The organism is Flavobacterium sp. CFS9, from assembly GCF_041154745.1.
In the GTDB taxonomy this organism is placed as follows: Bacteria; Bacteroidota; Bacteroidia; order Flavobacteriales; family Flavobacteriaceae; genus Flavobacterium.
Map to the genome: position 1 here is coordinate 4,008,809 of NZ_AP031573.1, position 23,128 is coordinate 4,031,936.

Here is a 23,128-nt window from a genome sequence, read left to right on the forward strand (position 1 = left end):
TAAATTCTATGAAAAAACTATATATCCTCAGTTTAGTCTTGAGCATTACCTTTGGTTTTGCTCAAAAGACTAATTTAAAAAAAGCCGATGCATTGTTTAGAAATTTCTCTTATACCGATGCAGCTAAAGCTTACGAAGAGTGTTTACAAAATATAGAGAATCCAACAGCACAAACAATAAAGAATGCTGCAGATTCTTATTATTTTATTTCCGATGGAAGAAATGCACTTAGATGGTATAAAAGGCTCTATCAAATTCAAGGGAATAATCTGACTGATATTTATTACCTGCGCTATATTCAGTGTATGAAAGCGGTTATGGATTATGACGATGCCGATAAAATTACCAAAGAGTATCTCAATAAAAAAGGAGATCAGAAAGAGATCAATCGGTATGTTGCTCAGAAAAAACAATTAGACAGTCTGGCCAAAACAAAGTCTTTGTACGACACCAGAAACTTAGACATTAATACCAGCAAATCTGATTTTGGAGCTACATTTTTTCAGGACCGAATCGTATTTTCGTCCGCAAGAGATACTACGAAGTTTGCAGATAAACTTTACAACTGGAACAATCAGCCGTTTTTGAATTTGTATGTAGCCGAACGAAATCCTGCCGACGGAGGTCTGTTCAATGAAAAATTGTTTATACCAAATGTCATGACTAAATATCATGAAGCAACCGCATCTTTTGATGCCGGTGGAAAAACAATTTACTATACGTCTAATATTGTCAAGAAAAACAAATTAGTAGTCGACCAGGACAGAATTAATAACTTCCAAATTCTAAAAGGATCTTTAATTGACGGAAAAGTAGAAAATCCTCAAAAGATATTTTTTGACAGTGACGACTATTCGGTCGGGCATCCTAGTTTGAGTGACGATGGAAAATTACTCTTTTTCGCTTCAGATATGCCGGGAGGTTATGGCGAAACCGATTTGTATGTGGTTAAAATTGCAACTGACGGAACCATGAGTTCGCCGCAAAATCTAGGACCAAAAGTCAACACATTAGGAAATGATTTATTTCCGTTTTTTCGTAACGGAACACTTTATTTTTCTTCAGACGGACATTATGGTTTAGGAGATTTAGATGTGTACGAAAGTAAAATGTTGCCCGATGGAAGCTTTTCGACACCGAAAAATTTAGGAGCTCCGATAAACAGTAACAAAGACGATTTTACTTTTGTGATTGATAAAACCGGAAGTTATGGCTATGTGTCTTCCAACAGAGCAGGAGGAAAAGGCGATGATGATATTTATTCCTTTACTAAAGGTCAGCCCGTTTGCAATCAGAATATTTCTGGTAAGGCAATCGATCATAAATCAAAAGCACTTTTAGCCGATGTTACTATTATAGCTTATGATCCGTACAATGAAGTTTTGGCAGAAACTAAAACCAATTTTGACGGTAAATATGCTGTGACAATCCCTTGCAATAAAGCGGTTCGTTTGGTAGCTTCAAAATTTAATTACAGTGACGACGAAAAAAAGGTCGCAACAACCAAGATCAATGAAGCTGAAATTACCGATGTTGATTTTGAGCTTAGTAATTATGATGACCTGGTAGTGAAAAAACAAGGTGTCGAAAAAGTAGATGTTAACCCGATTTATTTTGATTACGACAAATACGATATTACGCCTTTAGCTGCCACTGAACTGGATAAAGTAGTATTTGTGATGCGAAAATTTCCTAAAATCCGCATCAAAATCGAGTCCCACACAGACTCTCGCGGTAAAGATGCTTATAATCTGAAACTTTCGGACAATAGAGCCAAATCGACACGCGATTATATTCTTTCGCAGGGAATTGACCCGGGAAGAATCGAAAGTGCTATTGGTTATGGTGAAAGCCGTCCGATCAATAAATGTAAAAATGGTGTAAAATGTACTGAAGCAGAACATTTGTTAAACAGACGCTCAGACTTTATTATAATTCAAAAATAGAGTTACATTTTTAGACTAATGATTTGATTGTTAGTGTGAATTTGTGAAATGAAGAAACCATTTGGAAGTTGGTTTTTATTAATTCTTTTTTAAGAAGAATGGGCAGGAAGAAAATCAAGTTGCATCGTTTTGCAACTTGATTTTCGATTTTATAAAACTTTCGGATTTTACTGTTTTTGAACAAAAATAATCCTAATTTTGGTATTCAATTATTCAAAATCATAACCTCCGGTATTTTAAAATCTTATGAGTACTCAAGAAACAATTCAGGCTTTACGAAACGAACTTAATCAGCACAATTACAATTATTATGTGTTAGACAACGCTACAATTTCTGATTATGATTTTGATATTAAGCTAAAGGAGCTTCAGGATTTAGAAAATAAACATCCTGAGTTTTTTGATGAAAATTCGCCAACTCAAAGAGTAGGAGGTGCTGTGACTAAGAATTTTAAAACAATTGCACACCAGTATCGCATGTATTCCCTGGATAATTCTTATTCTAAAGAAGATCTGTTAGATTGGGAAACTAGAATTCAGAAAGTTTTAGGAAATGTAGAGCTGCAATATACCTGCGAATTAAAATACGATGGCGCTTCCATCAGTATTACTTATGAAAACGGAAAACTGGTTCAGGCCTTAACAAGAGGAGACGGTTTTCAGGGAGATGAGGTAACCAACAACATCAAAACCATAAAGTCGATTCCTTTGCAATTAAAAGGAAACTACCCGGACAAATTTGATATTAGAGGAGAAATAATCCTGCCTTTTGCCGGTTTCGAAAAAATGAATCAGGATTTAATTGAAATTGGAGAAACACCTTACTCAAATCCCAGAAATACAGCTTCAGGAAGTTTGAAATTACAGGATAGTGCTGAGGTTGCCAAACGTCCGCTGGAATGTTTACTGTATTTTGTTACAGGAAACAATCTTCCGTTTACTTCCCAGTTTGAAGGATTGGAATCTGCCAGAAATTGGGGATTCAAAGTGCCTAACGAAGCAAAACTGGTACAAAATATGCAGGAAGTTTTCGACTTCATTGATTATTGGGACGTACACCGCCACAATTTACCTTATGAAACCGATGGTGTAGTGGTGAAAGTAAACAGCATTCAGCATCAGGAAGAATTAGGATACACCGCAAAATCGCCACGTTGGGCTATTGCTTATAAATTCAAATCAGAACAGGTTTCTACTAAACTTCAGTCTATTTCGTATCAGGTAGGTCGTACAGGAGCAATAACACCTGTAGCCAATTTAGAGCCGGTACAACTGGCCGGAACCATTGTAAAAAGAGCCTCTTTGCACAATGCGGATCAGATTGAAAAATTGGATATCAGAATCAATGACACCGTTTTCGTAGAAAAAGGAGGAGAGATCATTCCAAAAATAATTGCTGTAGATCTGTCCAAACGCCCTGAAGATTCAGAAGTTACTGCATACATCACGCATTGTCCGGAATGTCAAACCGAATTGATTCGAAACGAAGGAGAAGCCAATCATTATTGCCCTAACTTTTATGGATGTCCACCCCAGATTATAGGAAGGATTCAACATTACATTTCAAGAAAAGCAATGGATATTGAAGGCCTTGGCGGTGAAACAGTTGCCTTGCTTTTCAATAATAAATTGGTGCATAATTATGCCGATTTGTATGAATTAAAAGTAGAAGATATTTTACCTTTAGAGAGAATGGCGCAAAAATCTGCCGAGAATCTGGTAAAAGGAGTTGAAAAATCAAAAGAAATCCCATTTGAAAGCGTTCTTTTCGCCTTAGGAATTCGTTTTGTAGGTGAAACGGTTGCTAAAAAACTGGCGAAACATTATAAAAATATTGATGCATTGCGTCAGGCCACCCTGATGGATTTGATTTTGGTAGATGAAATTGGAGAAAGAATCGCTAAAAGTGTAATTGAGTTTTTTGAAAACGAAGAGAATCAGAAAATTATTGACCGTCTCAAAAGTTACGGCATTCAGTTTGAAATTGTAGAGAAGATAAACCCGAATGCGACCGAAAAATTTATCGGAAAAACATTTGTGGTTTCAGGAGTTTTTACTCAATTCTCAAGAGATGAATTGAAGAAAACTATTGAAGACAATGGTGGTAAGGTAGGAAGCTCTATTTCGGCAAAAACAGATTTTGTCGTCGCAGGAGATAATATGGGACCGGCAAAATTAGAAAAGGCCGGTAAGTTAAATATCCCTATACTGTCTGAAGAAGATTTTATAAACAAATTAAATGAAAGCGAATAAACCGTCGTTGATTTTATTTTTTTTAGCATTATTATGCACGGCCATTTTTGACTGGACCGAGCTGTTTTTATTTGCGACTTATGCCAAAGCCATTGTAATTCCTTCGATTTTTATTTACTTTTTGATTAGTACCGAATTTAATATCGGGAAAATCGAAGGGGTTATCTTTTTATTCAGTTTTGTTGGTCAGGTGTTTAATCTAATGGATATCGAAAGTTCTGAACTAGGGGGAGTCTTGTGCTTTCTGGTCGTTTACCTTTTAATTATCCGACTTTATCTGGGAGGACATGAAAAAATAAAACTGGAAAAAAAAGATTTTCTTCCAGTTTCTATAGTAGTTATTTTTATTGTATATCTCTTAGTATCAGCGCTGGGAATGCAATTTGATAATATGAAGCGCTTTAGTATGATTTATGTGATCTACGGAATCGTCTTAAGTGTGTTAAGCTTTTTTTCTTTTGTGAGTTATATTACAAAAGGAACTTATTTAGCTTTACTCATGTCATTAATGGCAATTTCTTATATCTTTTCAGACATATTTTATATTTTCAATGAATACTTTTCCTATTCCGTAGTTCTGGTATTGATCCGGGATGTCACCCAAATTTTAGCGTACTTTTTTATGGTCGAGTACTTTCTGGAAAGAACGAAAACCAAGAAAAAGAAAAGCGCTAAACAATAATTGATTTCCCTTCGTTTGTGTGAGCTTTATTTTTATCGAAGTAAAAATCTATTCTTCCTAAATTGATTCCGTAGCAGCCTACCTGATTCACCAAAACATCCTGATTGGCTTTGTTTTTTACAACAGTTGGCTTGTCTAAGAAAGTGTGTGTATGACCTCCAATAATCAAATCAATATCCTGAGTCTGAGCAGCCAGTTTTAAATCACAAATTTTAGATTCATCGTCTTTGTACTTGTATCCAAGGTGAGACAGACAAACTACTAAATCGCATTTCTCTTCTTTCTTTAACAATTGCGTCATATCCTGCGCAATTTCTACCGGATTGTTGTAAACCGTTTCTTTGTACAGTTGCTTGTCAACCAGTCCTGCGAGCTCGATTCCTAAACCAAAGACACCTACTTTAATTCCGTTTTTATTGAAAATTTTATAGGGTTTTACAAGACCGTTCATCACTGTATTTTTGAAATCGTAGTTCGAACAGATAAAATCAAAACTAGCGTGAGGCATTTGTGCGTGCAATCCGTCAAGACCATTGTCGAAATCGTGGTTTCCAATAGTCGATGCGTCGTACTTCATCATACTCATTAATTTAAATTCCAGTTCCCCTCCATAATAATTAAAGTAAGGAGTTCCCTGAAAAATATCACCGGCATCCAATAAAAGTACATTTGGATTTTCTCTGCGAATCGTTTCTATAAGTGCAGCTCTGCGTGAGACACCACCTTTGTTTGGATTACGGGGATCATCAGCCGGAAATGGATCAATATGACTGTGAACATCGTTAGTATGTAGAATGGTTAAGTGTTTGATATCGTTATTTTCAAAACTGCTCAACGACAAACCTAAACTTAATAAGGCAGTACTTGCAGCTGTTTTTTCGATAAATTCTCTTCTTTTCATTTTGTATGTTTTTGCGAAATGGTATTTTTATTCTTCTGTAATTCGGATGTCTTTTGCTACCGGAATCGTATCAACTTCTTTGAAGTAATCAATTAATACATCTCTCAGTTTGTAGTTCAGATCATATTTTTGAACACTTTTTGCGAAAAAAGACATACTGTCTCCGCCATTTGCCAAATAATCATTTGTTGCTACATAGTAAATTTTATTAAGATCAAGAGGTTTTCCCTGAATCATAATATTCTTTGCAGTCTTATCTTTTGCAATTGTAAAAGTCATGCCTGATAAGGGTTGTGCTTTTTGCGCCTTAATAATATAGGAAGTCAATTCTAAAATTTGATCCCCCTTTAAAGCCATAACCACCATACTGTTTTCAAAAGGCATGATTTCAAATGCTGTTCTGGTTGTTACGTTTCCTTTAGGTAATATCGCTCGGATACCGCCATGATTTAATAAACATAAATCGATAGTTTTCTTCTCGCGTGCCTCAAAAACAAGGTTTCCTCTTTTAACACAAACGTCAGCCATAAGGTTGCCAATGCTGGTTTGCCATTTTCCTGTGCTTTTATCAAGAGTTTCAGGGCAATAAGCCAGAATATTATCCAAATCCTTATTGATATGATCACGATAAGGTTTAATAAAGTTCTCAATTGCAGGAGTTTCAGTTCCTTTTTCAGTTATCGGAAGTAGCTTTCCTTCAATTTTTGTTAGATTATAATTTTTCTGGCTACAGGAAAATATAAAAAAAAGTGTTAAGAATATAACAAAAAGTTTCAAAACTCCGTTATACTTTTTTAGTTTTACCATCTTAAATGCGACTTAAATAATTAATTTTGTAATCTGGTAAAAGTACTATGTTTTTAAATTATATAAAGGAATTTTTTGTAAAAAAATCATTAAAAAATAACTTGAATAATGTCAAAAATGAAGTATTTACAAGTAATGTGCAAACAATTGGTTTACTGATTGATGAGAGTAGATTTGATCATTCAGAAGACCTGATAAAGGAGTTGGTTTCAAAAGGAATTACTCCGGAGAATATCAAAATTGCAGTGTACAGAAGTAAATTTAGCGAGAAACAAACGTATTCAAGACCAACTTTTGGACGAAAAAGCGTCAATTGGAAAGGGGAGATTACAGAAGGTTTCTTGAATGAATTTATAAAAACAGAATTTGATCTTTTGATAAGTTATTATGACATCGAAACGGCCATTTTGATGCTGATAACTGCCAAGTCAAAAGCGAAGTTTAAAGTAGGATTCGCATCAGTAGATGAAAAATTAAATCGATGGATGATTGATACTGCTATAAAGAATTACAAACTTTTCGTGCACGAATTGTTTAGATATTTAAAGAGTATAAAATAAAATTATAAAGTAGAATATGCAATCATTAATAGGAACTGGTGTTGCCCTTGTAACCCCATTTAAAAAAGACTTTTCAGTAGATATCGAAGCTTTACAGCGTATCGTTAATTTTTCGATAGACGGTGGTGTTGAATATCTTGTAGTTATGGGAACAACGGCAGAAAATGCTACTCTGACACAAGCCGAAAAAGAACTGGTGATTAAAACGGTTATTGATACTAATAAAGGAAGACTTCCTTTAGTACTTGGAGTAGGAGGAAATAATACCATGCAGATAGTAGAAGAATTAAAAACAGGAGATTTTTCTGCTTTTGAAGCGATACTCTCCGTTTCTCCTTATTATAACAAGCCAACACAGGAAGGAATCTATCAGCATTTTAAAGCTATTGCGGAAGCTTCTCCAATTCCTGTGATTTTATATAATGTTCCGGGAAGAACATCCAGTAACATGCTGCCGTCAACAGTAATTCGTTTGGCGAATGATTTTGCTAATGTGGTAGCAATTAAAGAAGCTGCCGGAGATATGGCTCAGGCTTTACAGTTGATTAAAAATGCTCCGGAAGGTTTTCTGATTATTTCAGGAGATGATATGATTGCTTTACCAATTGTTTTGGCAGGTGGAGCAGGGGTGATTTCGGTTATTGGACAAGGTTTTCCAAAAGAATTTACAGAAATGATTCGTTTAGGACTCAATAAAAAGGTAACTGAAGCGTTTAAAACACAGTATCTTTTGTCTGATTGTATTGATATGATTTTTGAGCAGGGAAATCCTGCCGGAATTAAACAAGTTTTTCAAGCCCTTGGTATTGCTGAGAACACAGTACGTTTACCATTGGTAACTGTTGATGATTCATTAGCAGGCAGATTGAATGAATTTGTGAAAAACAGCATTAAATAAGTATGAGATTATCGGTGTTTTGTTATACCAAAAAAAATATTTTGTAGTAGCTAAATTAATAACTAAATTTGCCACCGAAACTTCGGTGTGATTTTGCTTTGGCATAATTGTCTAAGAAATCATAATAAAAGTAAGAAAATGAAAAAAATAGTATCTCTGTTAATTGTTGTTGTCCTTTTTTGTTCTTGTAGCGAATACCAAAAGGCATTAAAGAACGATGATGTTGCTGCAAAATTCGAAGTGGCAACGAAAATGTACGATGCAGGTAAATATTCAAAAGCCATACGTCTTTTTGAACAATTGGCATCTTCTTACAGAGGGAAGCCTCAGGCAGAGAAATTATTTTACATGTTCTCACAATCTTATTACAAAACAAAGCAATATTACTTAGCGGGTTATCAGTTTGAGAGTTTCGTTTCTGGTTATCCTCGAAGTGAAAAAGTTCAGGAAGCTGCTTTTTTAGGAGCGTACAGCTATTCTAAATTAGCACCTGTTTACAGCCTGGATCAGACAGATACTGTAAAAGCTTTAGAGAAATTACAGACTTTTATTGAAAGTTACCCAAATTCTGAGTATATCGCTCAGGCAAATGAAGCTGTAAAAGTTTTGAATGGTAAACTGGAGAAAAAAGCATACGAAAACGCTAAAGGTTACAATACAATTTCTGATTACAAATCAGCATTAATTGCTTTTGATAATTTTATTGCTGATTTTCCGGGAACACCGTTAAAAGAAGATGCATTGTTTTATAAATACGATTCAGCATATAAATTAGCAATTAACAGTATTCCTTCAAAAATGGAAGAGCGTTTAAATGTGGCTAAAGTAGCTTATGGAAACTTAATTAAGTTTAATAGTGCTACGAAGTATAAAAAAGAGGCAGATGAAATGAATGCCAGAGTGGAAACAGATTTACAAAAATTTACTAAATAAAATAAAGTCATGGATTTAAAAAAGACGAATGCTCCTGTAAATACAATAACTTACAATAAAACGGTTATTGAAGAGCCAACAGGAAATGTGTATGAAGCAATTACCATTATGGCTAAAAGAGCAAATCAAATTAACTCTGAAATTAAAAAAGAATTGACAGAGAAATTAGAAGAGTTTGCTACTTATAACGACAGTCTTGAAGAAGTTTTTGAAAATAAAGAACAAATCGAAGTTTCTAAATTTTACGAAAAATTACCAAAACCTCACGCTTTAGCAGTTCAGGAGTGGTTAGACGGTAAAACATACCACAGAGGTTCAAACAAATAATATAGTATAATGTCAGTTTTAAACGGGAAGAAAATTTTACTAGGGGTTTCTGGTGGAATTGCAGCCTATAAAACAGCCTCATTAGTACGACTCTTTATAAAAGCAGGTGCACATGTCCAAGTGATAATGACACCTGCTTCTAAGGATTTTGTAACTCCACTTACTTTATCTACACTATCAAAAAATCCGGTACATTCCAGTTTCTTTAATCAGGATGATGAAGATGCTGTTTGGAACAATCACGTTGATTTGGCTCTTTGGGCCGATTTGATGCTGATTGCACCTGCAACATCCAATACCTTGTCTAAAATGACAACCGGAAACAGCGATAATCTTTTAGTTGCTACTTATTTATCAGCCAAATGTCCGGTTTATTTTGCACCGGCAATGGATTTGGACATGTACAAACATCCTTCGGTTTTGTCTAGTTTTACGGCTTTAAAAAGTTTCGGGAACATTATGATTCCGGCTGAAAGCGGTGAGTTAGCCAGCGGTTTATCCGGAGAAGGAAGAATGGCTGAACCCGAAAATATTATTGCCTTTCTGGAAGCCGATTTAGAAAGTAAATTGCCTTTAAAAGGAAAAAAAATACTAATTACTGCCGGTCCTACATACGAAGCGATCGATCCTGTGCGTTTTATAGGAAATCATTCTTCGGGAAAAATGGGTTTTGATCTGGCAAATGAAGCCGCAAACTTAGGTGCTCAGGTGATTTTAGTTGCAGGACCTACACATTATAAGGCTAAGAATAGTTTAGTAGAAGTAATCAATGTAGTTTCGGCACAGGAAATGTACGAGGCTTGTCATGAGTGTTTTAATGATGTTGATGTAGCAATCGCTGCTGCTGCAGTAGCTGATTACAGGCCAAAAGTAGTCGCTTCACAAAAGATTAAGAAAGCAGCAGATGAATTTTCGATCGAACTTGAAAAAACAAAAGATATTCTGGCTTCATTAGGAGCGATAAAGAAAAATCAGTTTTTAATTGGATTTGCATTGGAAACTGAGAATGAAATTGAAAATGCGAAGCTGAAAATTCAGAAAAAAAACTTAGATTTGATTGTTCTAAATTCCTTACAAGATGAAGGGGCTGGTTTTAAAAAAGAAACCAATAAAGTAACCTTTATTGATCAGGGGTTTAAAATAGAACCAATGGAATTAAAATCAAAAGAATCTGTTGCTGTTGATATTTTAAATAAAGTGATTTTGCATTTTGCGAAATCATAAGGATTTAGAGTAAAGAAAGCAATAACAAGGATAGTAAGTCTGTTATATGCTGTAATCAAAATAATATCTTTCGTATGAATAAACTAGTTACTTTTTTAGCATTTTTGATTTTTGGCTTCACACAAGCACAGCAGCTAAATTGCACTGTAACTATTAATACAGAAAGATTACCCAATCCCAATCAGCAGGTTTTTAAAACGCTTCAGACTTCTTTGTCGGAGTTTGTCAATAAAACAGATTGGACCGGAGTGGCTTTAAAACAAAATGAGCGAATCAATTGCTCGATGTATATTACACTGTCATCGAACAGCTCTGATCAGTTTTCAGGGACGATTCAGGTACAATCCTCACGATTGATTTATAATTCTACTTATTCTTCACCAGTATTAAATTACAACGATAAAGATTTCAATTTCAGATATATTGAATACGAACCTTTGTTGTTTAATCCGACTACGTTTGAGTCCAATTTAGTATCTGTAGTTTCTTTTTACAGCTATATAATTTTAGCGATGGACGCCGATAGTTTTCAAATGGGCGCAGGAAATCAGTATCTTGAAATCGCACAGAATATTGCAAGCGTAGCACAGCAAGGAGGATCAAAAGGCTGGAGCCAGTCAGATGGAGTTCAAAACCGTTATTATCTGATTACTGATATGATTTCGCCAATGTACAGCGATTTGCGTCAAACCATGTTCATGTACCATAACGGTTTAGACGGGATGAGTCAGGATTTGAAAGCGGCTAAAGAAAAGATTAAGTCGGGTTTGATGCTTCTCGGAAAATTGAATTCGGTAAAGCCTAATGCCTTTTTGACGAGAGTGTTTTTTGACGCCAAATCAGACGAAATTGTCTCCATATTTTCAGGAGGACCGAGTATTCCAATTACAGATCTGACCGATGTCTTAAATAAAGTATCTCCGTTGAATAGTACCAAATGGTCGCAGATTAAATTTTAGTCTGCTTACAAAATACTCTCTTTATTAATTTTTATATTTCCCAAATTTCCATGATTACGTCCTTGTCGATTAAAAACTATGCACTGATTGAAAAATTAACTATAGATTTTTCAAAAGGTTTTTCTATTATTACAGGTGAAACAGGTGCAGGTAAATCTATTATATTAGGAGCGATAGGATTGGTTTTAGGAAAAAGAGCCGATTTAACTTCGCTAAAAAATAAAGAAGAAAAATGTGTAATTGAAGCACAATTTGAAATTTCTAAATACAACCTGAAAGATTTTTTTACAGCAAATGATCTCGATTATGAAGACGAGACGATTATTAGAAGAGAAATTTTGCCTTCAGGAAAATCGCGTGCTTTTATTAATGATAGTCCAGTAAATTTGCAGGAACTGCAGGATCTAAGTTTGTTTTTGATTGATATTCATTCACAACAGCAAACTCAGGAGTTATCAGACGAAGGAGTTCAGTTTAAAATTATTGATGCTATTGCCAATAATGGAGAAGTGATTCAATCGTATCAGGATATTTTGAAAGGATATAAATCAGATAAATCCAAACTAAATGCTTTGTTGAAAAAACAAAGCGATTCAGGAAAGGAGCAGGAATACAATACTTATTTGTTAAATGAATTGGTTACTGCAAAACTAAAATCAGGTGAGCAGGAAGAATTGGAAGCCGATTTTGAAAAACTGAACAATGTTGAGATCATAAAAGAGGCAATGGACAAATCGCTGGCAATTGCTAATGAAGAGCAATTTGGCGTTTTCCACAATCTGAATGAAATAAAAGCAGCCTTACAAAAAATAGCGCTTTTTTCTCCGGAATATCAAAGTGTTTTTGAGAGAATTACAAGTTTAACCATTGAATTTGATGATGTTTCGAAAGAATTACAGAATGCCTCTGAAAAGCTTTTAAACGATCCTGCACAATTAGAATTAGTGAGTCAAAAACTGCAGCTGATTTATAATTTGCAGAAAAAGCATCAGGTAACTACTGTTGATGAATTGCTTGGAATACAGACGACATTAGAAAATTCCCTAATGGAATTGGATAATATTGGAGATGAAATCACTGCTTTGTCAGAATCAATAGCACAGAAAGTGATAGAATTAGATGCTTTTGCGGTGATCATTCATCAAAACAGAATCGATGCGATTCCGGTTTTGTCTCAAAAGTTAGTTTCAATTTTAGAGACATTGGGAATGCCAAATGTTCGTTTCAATATGGAGCTTTTACCATCTGAGACCTATTTTCAAAACGGGAAAGATGAGTTGCAGTTTTTATTCTCAGCCAATAAAGGAACTGATTTCGGCTTACTGAAAAAAGTAGCATCAGGAGGAGAGATGTCCCGTATTATGTTAGCAGTTAAAGCAATTTTAGCGCAATATTCAAAACTTCCAACCTTAATTTTTGATGAGATTGATACCGGAGTTTCAGGAGAAATTGCGATTAGAATGGGAGAAATTATGAAAGAAATGAGTACTACAATGCAAATTTTTGCCATAACTCATTTGCCTCAAATTGCAGCCAAAGGAGATTCACACTTTAAAGTCTCTAAATCAACGGTTGATGAGGATACACAATCAGAACTTAAGTTATTGTCTCAGGAAGAAAGAGTTATAGAAATTGCTCAAATGTTATCCGGAGCAGTTGTCTCTGATTCGGCTTTAAATCATGCTAAAGCCTTGTTGAACTAAAGAAATAATTTATATTTGTCATCTTAAAAGCGAATTAAACAAACGTAAATAAAATAAAATCTTTGCATTTTTAAAGATTTTTTAAAATACGAAAAAAACAAAAATATGATTATAGAACCTAGAATGAGAGGATTTATTTGCTTGACAGCCCACCCAAAAGGCAGCGAGCAAAATGTTAAAAATCAAATAGAGTATATAAAATCAAAAGGACCAATTGCAGGAGCAAAAAATGTCTTAGTTATTGGTGCTTCAACAGGTTTCGGATTGGCTTCAAGAATTACAAGTGCTTTTGGCTCTGATGCTGCAACTATTGGAGTATTTTTTGAAAAACCACCGGTTGAAGGAAAAACAGCTTCACCAGGATGGTATAATTCTGCTGCATTTGAAACAGAAGCCCACAAAGCAGGTTTATATGCAAAAAGTATCAATGGAGATGCTTTTTCAAACGAAATTAAAAAACAAACTTTAGATTTAATTAAAGCTGATTTAGGTCAGGTTGATTTAGTAATCTACAGTTTAGCTTCTCCGGTGCGTCAGCACCCGGTTACTGGAGTTTTACATCGTTCGGTTTTAAAGCCAATCGGACAAACTTTTACTAATAAAACAGTTGATTTTCATACCGGAAATGTTTCCGAGGTTTCTATTGCTCCGGCAAATGACGAAGATATCGCCAATACAGTTGCTGTAATGGGAGGGGAAGACTGGGCAATGTGGATTGATGCTTTAAAAGCAGAAAATTTATTAGCTGAAGGTGCTACAACAGTGGCATATTCTTATATTGGACCATCATTAACAGAGGCAGTTTACCGTAAAGGTACAATTGGTCGTGCGAAAGATGATTTAGAAGCGACAGCATTTTCTATTAGTGATACATTAAAATCTATCGGAGGAAAAGCTTATGTTTCTGTAAACAAAGCTTTAGTAACTCAGGCAAGTTCTGCAATTCCGGTTATTCCATTGTATATTTCTCTTTTATACAAAACAATGAAAGAAGAAGGAATTCACGAAGGTTGTATCGAGCAAATCCAGCGTTTGTTTCAGGACAGATTGTACAATGGAGGAGAGGTTCCTGTAGACGAAAAAGGAAGAATCAGAATCGACGATTGGGAAATGCGTGAGGATGTACAGGCTAAAGTGGCTAAACTTTGGTTAGAAGCTACAACTGAAACATTACCTGCAATTGGAGATTTGGCAGGATATAGAAACGACTTCCTGAATTTATTTGGATTTGAATTTGCTGGTGTAGATTATGCTGCTGAAGCGAATGAAGTTGTTGAGATTGAAAGTATCAAATAAAAAAGAAAAAAATACAATTATAAATGAAAACCATTCGTTGCGACGAATGGTTTTTTTATGAATATAACATATCTTTGTTAAAATTTTGAAATTTAAAATATTGCCACTTTAATACCGCGTGATCGCTATGATTTTTTCTTTAATTATACCCGTGTATAATCGTCCGGATGAAGTAGATGAGCTTTTAGAAAGTTTATCTAAATCCGATTATAATGAAGCCTTTGAAATTGTTCTTGTCGAAGACGGATCATCAATACCTTGTAAAGATGTCGTAATGAACTATCAGGGCAAATTGAATATATCGTATTATTTTAAAGAAAATTCAGGGCCGGGTGATTCAAGGAACTTTGGAATGCAAAAGGCCAGAGGTGATTACTTTATCATTTTTGATTCTGATTGTATTATACCTCCTAATTATTTGACAGAGGTTCGAAAAGCACTTAATAAAGAGTATGTGGATTGTTTTGGAGGACCGGACAAAGCATTAGATAGTTTTTCTGATATTCAGAAAGCCATTAATTTTGCGATGACTTCATTTTTAACAACGGGAGGAATTCGTGGGGGCTCTGAAAAGATCAATAAATTTCAGCCCAGAAGTTTTAACATGGGGATTTCAAAGAAAGCTTTTATAGCTTCAAAAGGATTTGGAAATATTCATCCGGGAGAAGATCCGGATCTTTCTATTCGTTTGTGGAATCTTGGATTTGAAACCAGATTGTTTACAGAAGCGTATGTATATCATAAACGTAGAATTGACTGGGAGAAATTTTCGGTTCAGGTGAATAAATTCGGAATCGCCAGACCGATATTAAATAGCTGGTATCCGGAACATAATAAATTGACATTCTTTTTTCCAAGTGTTTTTGTTGTAGGATTATTATTAGCTTTTTTATTGTTAATTTTTAATATTGATATCTTGTTACAATTATATTTTGTATATTTCGTGGTAATTTTTCTGACAGCCACTATACAGAATAAAAGCATTAAAATTGGATATCTATCTGTAATTGCAGTATGGAAGCAATTTTATGGCTATGGAACCGGATTTTTAAAATCGTTCCTAAAAGTTATTGTTTTAAAGAAAAAACCCCAAGAGGCTTTTCCTAATATGTTTTTTAAAATATAGGTATGGCTAAAATTATTGGCCTGACAGGCGGAATAGGAAGCGGAAAAACCACTATTGCAAACTACTTTGCAGAAATGGGGGTACCCTTGTATATCGCCGATGATGAAGCCAAAAAAGTAATGCAGTCTGAAAAGATTGTACAACAAATTAAACTTGCTTTTGGAGACTCGCTCTTTGAAAATGACGTTTTAAACAGAGCAAAATTAGCCGAGATTGTTTTTAATGATGCCGACAAACTGGCTATTTTAAATTCAATTGTACATCCGGCAGTTAAAGAAGACTTCGAGCTTTGGTTGTTAAAAAATAAAAAATACGATTATGTAATTTACGAAGCTGCAATTTTGTTTGAAAGTGGCCGTTATAAAGATTGTGATGTTATAGTAACTGTTATAGCTCCTGAAGAGATAAGAATTGAAAGAGTTGTTAAACGTGATAAAACTACACGGGAACAAGTTTTGAGTCGGATGAAAATGCAGTGGGATGATGAAAAACGAATTTCTTTAAGCAATTTTGTTATTAATAACAGTAATCTTAAAATTGCTAGAGAAGAAGTTGTTAAAATTCTTAAAATTTTAAATATAAAACAAAATCAGTCTTAAATGTTAATATTTGGTTAATGTATTATTTAGTATATTGTTAAAATATTAATTTTGTTTCGATGAATAAATTATTTTTTAGATTACTTGTTTTATTGATGAGCTTGTCCTTAATAGGGATAATTTTGGTGCAGGTATATTGGTTTAATTCTTCGTTCAAAAATAACGATGAACAGTTTAAATATCATGTTACTCAGGTAATTGGAAATGTTGCTGATAAATTGGAGCAGCAGGAAGAATACAGTTTTTACGATAAATACAACCGCATTAAAGACAGTACCGGTAAAACACCTAAAAAAGAAGACTTACTGCAGGTTTTTTACATTCAAAGAAATGCAAAAACAAACAAAACAATAGTTTATTCTAATACGCTTACATCTGAAGATTATGATATTAGCGGCTCGATTTTTAATAAAAAATTTAGCAGCGAAAGATTTAAAAACTTTAGTTCGAAGAGAGTTACAGAAGTATACAATAATAACAATAATATTGACAATAGTACTTTAGGACAAAGTATTATACCTGACTTAAAAATCGAAAAATCAGGGAGTCTTGATATTTTAAATAAAGTTCAACAGCAAATTCAGTATAAAGATGTTGCTTCGTTGACACCTATAGAAGGTAGAATTACAAAAGATAAACTTCAAAAACTCTTAAAGAAAGAACTGGAAGAATATGGTGTGAAAACCAAATTTGAATACGGAGTTCTTAATAATGGTCTTGCGACGAAAGTAAGATCGGATGGATTTCATTACGATAAAGATGCAAGTTACCACGTGCCAATTTATACAGATAATGAAGGAAATAGTAAGTATGAATTATTCATTACGTTTCCGCATAAAAAGAAATTCTTATTGTCAGAATTATTAAGTATTACCATATTATCAATAATTTTTACATTAATCATTATAGTGGCATATACCAGTGCGTTGAATCAGTTGTTACGTCAAAAACATATTTCTGAAATCAAGACGGATTTTATAAATAATATGACGCATGAATTTAAAACGCCAATAGCAACGATTAATTTAGCTTTGGATGCGATTAAAAACCCTAAGATAATTGAGGATAAAGAGAAAGTGTATCGCTATCTTCAAATGATCCGGGATGAAAATAAAAGAATGCATGCTCAGGTAGAAAACGTGCTTCGTATTTCTAAACTTGAAAAGAAAGAATTAGATATTACAAAAGAGCCAACTGCTATTCATGATATTATTGATGATGCAATTGAACATGTAAATTTAATTTTAGAAGACAGAGGTGGAAGCGTTGCGAAGCATTTTAATGCAGCGAGAACGACCTGCCTGATCAACGAAGTACATTTTACAAATGTATTGGTTAATATTTTGGAGAATGCGATAAAATATTCACCAGGTGCACCGGAGATAGAAATTTTTACAGAAAATGTGAAAGACATGATTCTGATAAAAGTAAAAGATAATGGTCTCGGTATGAGTAAGATAGCTCAAAAGCGAGTTTTTGAGAAATTTTACAGAGAACATACAGGAGATTTACATAATGTAAAAGGACACGGACTAGGTCTGGCCTATGTGAAAAGAATAGTAGAGGACCATAATGGTCAAGTATATGTTGAAAGCGAGAAAGGAAAAGGTAGCACCTTTATAATAAAAATACCATTAATAAATTAAAATATGGAAAATAATAACAAAAGAATACTTTTAGTAGAAGATGACCTTAATTTTGGGGCAGTTCTTAAAGATTATCTAATGTTAAATGACTTTGAAGTTACTTTAGCTAAAAACGGTATGGAAGGTTTCGAAAAATTCAAGAAAGATGTATACGATTTATGTATTCTTGATGTGATGATGCCTTATAAAGATGGTTATACTTTAGCCAAGGAGATTAGAGAAAAGAACAGTGAAGTGCCAATTATCTTCTTAACAGCTAAATCAATGAAAGAAGATGTATTGAAAGGATACAAAGCCGGTGCTGATGATTATTTGAATAAGCCTTTTGATTCTGAGGTTTTATTGATGAAGATTAAAGCAATTATTCAAAGAAAATCTGCTGATACAAAAGCTGAACAAGTGCAGTTTGAGTTTAATATTGGTAAATTCCATTTAAATTCTAAATTAAGATTTCTGACATTTGAAAGCGAAGAACCGATAAAATTGTCTCCAAAAGAGAATGAATTGCTTAAGATGTTGATTCTTCATGAAAATGATTTAATGCCAAGAGAATTAGCTTTGACTAAAATCTGGAGAGATGATAACTATTTTACATCCAGAAGTATGGACGTTTACATTGCTAAACTTAGAAAATACTTAAAAGCTGACGAAGATGTTGAAATCTTAAACATTCACGGTGAAGGTTTCAGACTTGTTGTTAAAAGCAAAGTTACAGAATAACAAAAAATAAAGACCAAACAGAAAAATATTAGAGTCCTGAGAAATCAGGACTTTTTTTATGCGAAATTTTAACAGCCTGGCACGAGAAGTTCGTTAAGATTTAGTTTTAAGGCTTTGCGAATACTGCGTTTTTTTCTCTGCGTTCTTTGCGGTTAAGCAAAAAAGATAAAAAAAACATTATTAAAGTGTAATTTCTATCTTTTTGATTTTAAGCAATGTAGTTTCTGTTTTGGTTTTAGCATAATATAAATAAATTTTTTGTAATGATTTTTCTTAAAATAAATTTGGAAAATCAAAAAAGTATTCTGAATATTTGCAGACGAAAAAAATAATAACCCTTTAAAAACGAAGAAAAAATGTTTGTATTTACATCTACATCTCAGAGCTTCACATCAAACAATTTTGATGAAGTGCTTCTTCGTGGCTTATTTCAATCTTAGAAATATACTTTTAGATATATAAAAGCCCGAAGACATTTAGTTTCGGGCTTTTTTTTATTCTAGACACTTCAAATTTTCCCGAAAATCGATTTTTATTTATCCTTCACGGATAAAATGCTAAGCCTATTGGGCTGTTAATTTAATGCACTATAATTTTTTTATGGAAAATTATACGGTAGATGAGTATGCTTTATGTGCTCGTTTTAAAAGTAAAAGAAAGAAAAGACGATTAATTAAAGAAGATTTTGAAAAGCAATTAATTGAGTTAAGAAAGCTTGAAGCTGACCTTTGGAAAAAGCGTAGAGATTTACCTCTTGTTCTATTGGAAGTTCCCTATCAAAAAGGATGGCAGCGTAATTTTAAGTTAAGAGATGATGTCGCCAGATCAAGTGAAGCTTCATTTTACAGAGAATTATTGGAAAAAATAAATACGTGGAGGTTTTCTCCTGAAAAATCTTTTAAGAGAAAGAAAAAGAGAAAAAGAAAACATGTATACGTTGAGAATATCCAAACTGTAAAAGAATTTTCTGAATGGGAATGGAAAAGTTCAAAATTAGAATTGACCGAAAAAGAAAAAACACATTTTTATAAAAGAGAACGCTGGTGTAGCAATTGTAAACGATACAAAATTAACTATGTATTCAATGAGCCTTGGCGATATGTGCTGCGTGTTAGTCCTTATGTGATAACACATACCCAAATGGTTGATTCTGATTTGGAAAGTCAAATTCAGTTTATAGACAATTATATTGTAAACAATCATCTGAGATATAAAATAAACAGATTAATACATGGCACTTCTCATAAATGGAGCTACTACGAAAAAGAGAATCCAAAAGAGAGAAGTCCAATTAAAAATAAAAGTCTGCAGGCATTGTATCAGCAATATGTAGACGAAATGATCTAAATCATGGGAAATAAATTATCCGGAAAAGACCTGATTAAATTGGGGTTTCCAAAAAACAATTCAATAAATATCGCCTTAGGGCAAATAAACAGATATAGAAAAAGAGAGAAAAAAGAATCTATTCTAACCGAAGCAAAAGATGTTTTGCTAAATCCTGAAAAGTACGAAGGAAATGGTACTTGGGGTAAGGTGGCAGAAGGTTTAATAAAACCGGTTCAGGTAAGAATGCATCAGCTTAAAAATACCAGAGCTCCTTTCAAAATTTTTGGAGAAAACGAGATTGATGAACAGGCGAAATATCAATTGTATGATTCCTTAAAACTGCCAATTTCAGTAGCCGGCGCTTTAATGCCGGACGCGCATTCGGGTTATGGACTGCCAATCGGAGGAGTTTTAGCCACTGATAATGCCGTAATTCCGTATGGAGTTGGTGTAGATATTGGATGCCGAATGAGTCTTTCGATTTTTGACTTACCAGCTTCTCATTTTAAAGGTAAAGAACATCAATTAGAAGCTATTTTGAAGGACAATACCAAATTTGGAATCTATGAAACTCATGCTTCAAGAGTAGATCATGATGTTTTTTATAAAAGTGAATTTCAAGACATTCCATTATTGAAAAATCTTTTGCCAAAGGCTTATAAACAGTTAGGAAGTTCCGGAGGCGGGAACCATTTTGTAGAATTTGGGATTGCTAAAATTGAGAACCCTGAAAATGAGTGGAAGCTTGATAAAGGAGAGTATTTCGCAGTTTTATCGCATAGCGGATCTCGGGGATTAGGAGCAAATATTGCTAAACATTATACCTATTTGGCGACAAAACAATGTCCGTTGCCAAAAAATGTGCAGCATTTGGCCTGGTTGGACCTGAATACGCATGACGGTCAGGAATATTGGCTTGCTATGAATTTAGCCGGTGAATATGCAAAAGCCTGTCACGATGATATTCACAGACGAATTGCCAAAGCTATCGGAAAAAGGGTAGTGGTTACGATTGAAAATCACCACAATTTTGCTTGGAAAGAAATGGTAAACGGTCAGGAATGTATTGTACATAGGAAAGGTGCAACGCCTGCAGGAGGGGGACAATTAGGAATTATTCCCGGATCGATGACCGCTCCCGGTTACATCGTGAAGGGTAAAGGTAATGCTGAGAGTTTAAACTCTGCGTCCCACGGTGCAGGACGTTTATTTTCGAGAGCAAAGTGCAAAAGTATTTTCACGCAAAGTGAAATTAAAAAGGTATTAAAAGCGAATGAGGTTACCTTGATTGGAGGGAACATTGATGAAGCACCTATGGCGTACAAGGACATTACTAAGGTGATGTCAAATCAAAGTGATTTGGTTGAAGTTCTGGGAACTTTCATACCAAAGATTGTTAGAATGGACCGATAAAAAACAAAGATTATGAAAAGATTTCAGGATGAAAATAAGTTTTTAGAAAGTTTTGTAAATGAGATTTTAGTGAAGTGCCCGAAATGTGATTCTAAGGCTAAGATAAAAAGCAAACTTTCAGAGGGATGTGAGTGCGGGCATTGTTATACTAAAGTTTTTGAATGTAAAGATTGTTATCTTAAACTGGATAGTCCCGTTTATCAGTATATTGCTTATGGTAAAGCGCATTGCAATCAATGCTATGAGAAGTATGAATTTAGATCACAGCCCTTAAAAGAGAAGCCGAATAAGTATAAAACGAAATGTCCGCATTGTAATTTTCAGGAAGAATGGAAGCCAAAAGTAGAAAAGGTTTTGAAGAACTCAAAAAAAGATAACGGTTTAGTTAGAGAGCATTATTACAATCTGCCACTTTGGTTTCAAAAAGAAGTGGGAACAGCTATTTTTTGGGCTTATAACCAGCAGCACATCGATTATTTAGGGAGATACATTGAAGCAGAATTAAGAGAAAGAAATAATAAAGGAAGTGGTAACGGTACAGTAGTTTCAAGACTTCCAAAATTTGTAAAAGAAGCTAAAAACAGAGAAAAGCTTCTTAAGATAATAGAAAAATGGAAAAAATAATTCAGATAACAGCAGGTCGGGGACCGGCAGAATGCACCTGGGTAGTGGCTCAGGTACTTAAAAAAGTTCTGGAGGAAGCACAGGAGGAGCAATTAGAAACGACTTTACTTCAGCGGGAAGCAGGTCAGGAGAATGGAACAATTGAAACGGCAACAATTGCAGTAAAAGGTAAAAATGCTGCTCAATTTGCAGCTTCCTGGACAGGAACTATTCAGTGGATTGATCAAAGTCAGTTTAGGAAAATGCACAAACGTAAAAATTGGTTTATTGGCATTTTTGAGATTGAACCACTACAGAATGTATCAATTGTAGAAAGTAACATTCAGTATCAGGCCATGCGAAGTTCCGGGGCTGGCGGACAGCATGTAAACAAGGTGAGTTCGGCAATCAGAGCGACTCATGTTCCAACAGGAATTGCAGTTGTTGCGATGGACAGCCGTTCACAGCATCAGAATAAAAAACTGGCTACAGAACGATTATTAAAAAAAATAGAAGACGAAACTTTACAACAGCTTAAAAATCATGTCGGAAAACAATGGGAAAATCAACTGAACATTCAGCGGGGGAATCCGATCAGAGTTTTTACCGGAACTGATTTTAAAAAGAATAAAATAGAGAAAAGTTATAAAGGAACGCGTCAGAAGTTAACAACAGATTTACGAAATGAAAACAATAGATAAATATCTCTTTCAGGCTCTGGACAGTTATCCTTATTCATTAGAAGAAACGATTGAATCTTTGGATTATGCATTTTCATTTGATGCTAAAAATACGATGATTTTTTGTTTGTATGGACGGATTCAGGCGGAGCAATTGTGGAATTATGAAGAAGCCAAATGGTATTTTCAGGAAGCTTTGGCAATAAATATTTATGCACTTGAGATATATCCGCATTATGCGCAAACTTTAATTTTGAATGAAGATTTTGAAGAGGCAGAAAAATTAATTGATTTTGCTTTAACGGTAAAAGGAATCAACAAGTCTGAAATTTTTGTCAAAAAGGCAATTCTTTACGAAGCACAGCAACAGTTTGAATTAGCCTTAAAAGAAATTAAAAAAGCCAAACTTTGTACGTTACAATTTGCCTTTGAATGCAACATTAGAGAAGTTGAGAAAAGGATTGAAGGTAAGATGGATCTGTTAAAGAAGAAGAAAAAAAAGTCAAAATAACTTGATTGAATA

The 23,128-nt window shown here is 34.2% G+C and carries 22 protein-coding genes; 20 read left to right on the forward strand and 2 right to left on the reverse strand.

Features of this window, described 5'->3' with window-relative positions; genetic code table 11:
- Positions 1–8: 8 nt before the first annotated feature.
- The 3 genes from ACAM30_RS16855 to ACAM30_RS16865 all read left to right on the forward strand — a co-directional run bounded on the left by ACAM30_RS16855 (position 9) and on the right by ACAM30_RS16865 (position 4,881).
- Positions 9–1,946, forward strand: a complete 1,938-nt coding sequence (locus ACAM30_RS16855) for an OmpA family protein (protein WP_369615739.1) — start codon at positions 9–11, stop codon at positions 1,944–1,946.
- 246 nt (positions 1,947–2,192) lie between these two features.
- Complete coding sequence (gene ligA / locus ACAM30_RS16860) at positions 2,193–4,199, forward strand: NAD-dependent DNA ligase LigA (protein WP_369615740.1); 2,007 nt, start codon at positions 2,193–2,195, stop codon at positions 4,197–4,199.
- On the forward strand, positions 4,186–4,881 hold the full coding sequence (locus tag ACAM30_RS16865) for a lysoplasmalogenase family protein (protein ID WP_369615741.1): 696 nt from the start codon (positions 4,186–4,188) through the stop codon (positions 4,879–4,881). The genes ligA and ACAM30_RS16865 overlap by 14 nt, the downstream gene beginning before the upstream one ends.
- On the opposite strand, the gene ACAM30_RS16870 is transcribed toward ACAM30_RS16865, so the two are convergent.
- Together ACAM30_RS16870 and ACAM30_RS16875 are read right to left on the reverse strand one after the other, a co-directional pair.
- Complete coding sequence (locus ACAM30_RS16870; RefSeq protein WP_369615742.1) at positions 4,871–5,782, reverse strand: bifunctional UDP-sugar hydrolase/5'-nucleotidase; 912 nt, start codon at positions 5,780–5,782, stop codon at positions 4,871–4,873. The two genes, ACAM30_RS16865 and ACAM30_RS16870, sit on opposite strands and share 11 nt — an antisense overlap.
- 27 nt (positions 5,783–5,809) lie before the next feature.
- Positions 5,810–6,589: a 5'-nucleotidase C-terminal domain-containing protein gene (locus ACAM30_RS16875; protein ID WP_369615743.1), complete on the reverse strand. Its 780-nt coding sequence runs from the start codon at positions 6,587–6,589 to the stop codon at positions 5,810–5,812.
- Positions 6,590–6,690: 101 nt separating this feature from the next.
- Between ACAM30_RS16875 and ACAM30_RS16880 the strand changes: the two genes are divergently transcribed.
- The 17 genes from ACAM30_RS16880 (at position 6,691) to ACAM30_RS16960 (ending at position 23,116) form a co-directional block, all read left to right on the forward strand.
- Positions 6,691–7,149, forward strand: a complete 459-nt coding sequence (locus tag ACAM30_RS16880) for a hypothetical protein (protein ID WP_232424364.1) — start codon at positions 6,691–6,693, stop codon at positions 7,147–7,149.
- A 16-nt stretch (positions 7,150–7,165) separates the two neighbouring features.
- The gene (gene dapA, locus ACAM30_RS16885) at positions 7,166–8,047 is read left to right on the forward strand and encodes a 4-hydroxy-tetrahydrodipicolinate synthase (protein WP_369615744.1); all 882 of its coding nucleotides are present in this window, start codon (positions 7,166–7,168) and stop codon (positions 8,045–8,047) included.
- A 138-nt stretch (positions 8,048–8,185) separates the two neighbouring features.
- A complete protein-coding gene (locus ACAM30_RS16890; protein WP_369615745.1) occupies positions 8,186–8,980 on the forward strand; it encodes an outer membrane protein assembly factor BamD in 795 nt (264 codons plus the stop codon).
- Positions 8,981–8,989: 9 nt separating this feature from the next.
- A complete protein-coding gene (locus ACAM30_RS16895; RefSeq protein WP_007807938.1) occupies positions 8,990–9,307 on the forward strand; it encodes a DNA-directed RNA polymerase subunit omega in 318 nt (105 codons plus the stop codon).
- Positions 9,308–9,316: 9 nt separating this feature from the next.
- The gene (gene coaBC / locus ACAM30_RS16900; protein WP_369615746.1) at positions 9,317–10,531 is read left to right on the forward strand and encodes a bifunctional phosphopantothenoylcysteine decarboxylase/phosphopantothenate--cysteine ligase CoaBC; all 1,215 of its coding nucleotides are present in this window, start codon (positions 9,317–9,319) and stop codon (positions 10,529–10,531) included.
- A 74-nt stretch (positions 10,532–10,605) separates the two neighbouring features.
- Positions 10,606–11,490 (forward strand): DUF4835 family protein, encoded by an 885-nt coding sequence (locus ACAM30_RS16905; protein WP_369615747.1) that lies wholly within the window; start codon positions 10,606–10,608, stop codon positions 11,488–11,490.
- A 50-nt stretch (positions 11,491–11,540) separates the two neighbouring features.
- Positions 11,541–13,193: a DNA repair protein RecN gene (gene recN / locus ACAM30_RS16910; RefSeq protein WP_369615748.1), complete on the forward strand. Its 1,653-nt coding sequence runs from the start codon at positions 11,541–11,543 to the stop codon at positions 13,191–13,193.
- Between the two features lie 105 nt (positions 13,194–13,298).
- Positions 13,299–14,489 carry an enoyl-ACP reductase FabV gene (gene fabV, locus ACAM30_RS16915; protein WP_369615749.1) on the forward strand — a complete coding sequence of 397 codons (1,191 nt, stop codon included), beginning with the start codon at positions 13,299–13,301 and terminating at the stop codon, positions 14,487–14,489.
- A 127-nt stretch (positions 14,490–14,616) separates the two neighbouring features.
- Positions 14,617–15,615, forward strand: coding sequence for a glycosyltransferase family 2 protein (locus ACAM30_RS16920; RefSeq protein WP_369615750.1), 999 nt, complete (start codon positions 14,617–14,619; stop codon positions 15,613–15,615).
- A gap of 2 nt (positions 15,616–15,617) precedes the next feature.
- A complete protein-coding gene (gene coaE, locus ACAM30_RS16925) occupies positions 15,618–16,214 on the forward strand; it encodes a dephospho-CoA kinase (RefSeq protein WP_369615751.1) in 597 nt (198 codons plus the stop codon).
- Positions 16,215–16,273: 59 nt separating this feature from the next.
- A complete protein-coding gene (locus ACAM30_RS16930) occupies positions 16,274–17,860 on the forward strand; it encodes a sensor histidine kinase (RefSeq protein WP_369615752.1) in 1,587 nt (528 codons plus the stop codon).
- A 3-nt stretch (positions 17,861–17,863) separates the two neighbouring features.
- Positions 17,864–18,580, forward strand: coding sequence for a response regulator transcription factor (locus tag ACAM30_RS16935; RefSeq protein ID WP_369615753.1), 717 nt, complete (start codon positions 17,864–17,866; stop codon positions 18,578–18,580).
- 600 nt (positions 18,581–19,180) lie between these two features.
- The gene (locus tag ACAM30_RS16940; RefSeq protein WP_369615754.1) at positions 19,181–19,927 is read left to right on the forward strand and encodes a hypothetical protein; all 747 of its coding nucleotides are present in this window, start codon (positions 19,181–19,183) and stop codon (positions 19,925–19,927) included.
- A gap of 3 nt (positions 19,928–19,930) precedes the next feature.
- Positions 19,931–21,322: an RtcB family protein gene (locus ACAM30_RS16945; RefSeq protein WP_369615755.1), complete on the forward strand. Its 1,392-nt coding sequence runs from the start codon at positions 19,931–19,933 to the stop codon at positions 21,320–21,322.
- Between the two features lie 12 nt (positions 21,323–21,334).
- Entirely contained in the window at positions 21,335–21,946 is a 612-nt protein-coding gene (locus ACAM30_RS16950) for a hypothetical protein (RefSeq protein ID WP_369615756.1), read from the forward strand.
- Entirely contained in the window at positions 21,934–22,626 is a 693-nt protein-coding gene (gene prfH, locus ACAM30_RS16955) for a peptide chain release factor H (RefSeq protein WP_369615757.1), read from the forward strand. The genes ACAM30_RS16950 and prfH overlap by 13 nt, the downstream gene beginning before the upstream one ends.
- On the forward strand, positions 22,610–23,116 hold the full coding sequence (locus ACAM30_RS16960; protein WP_369615758.1) for a tetratricopeptide repeat protein: 507 nt from the start codon (positions 22,610–22,612) through the stop codon (positions 23,114–23,116). Before prfH ends, ACAM30_RS16960 begins: the two co-directional genes overlap by 17 nt.
- Positions 23,117–23,128: the final 12 nt, after the last annotated feature.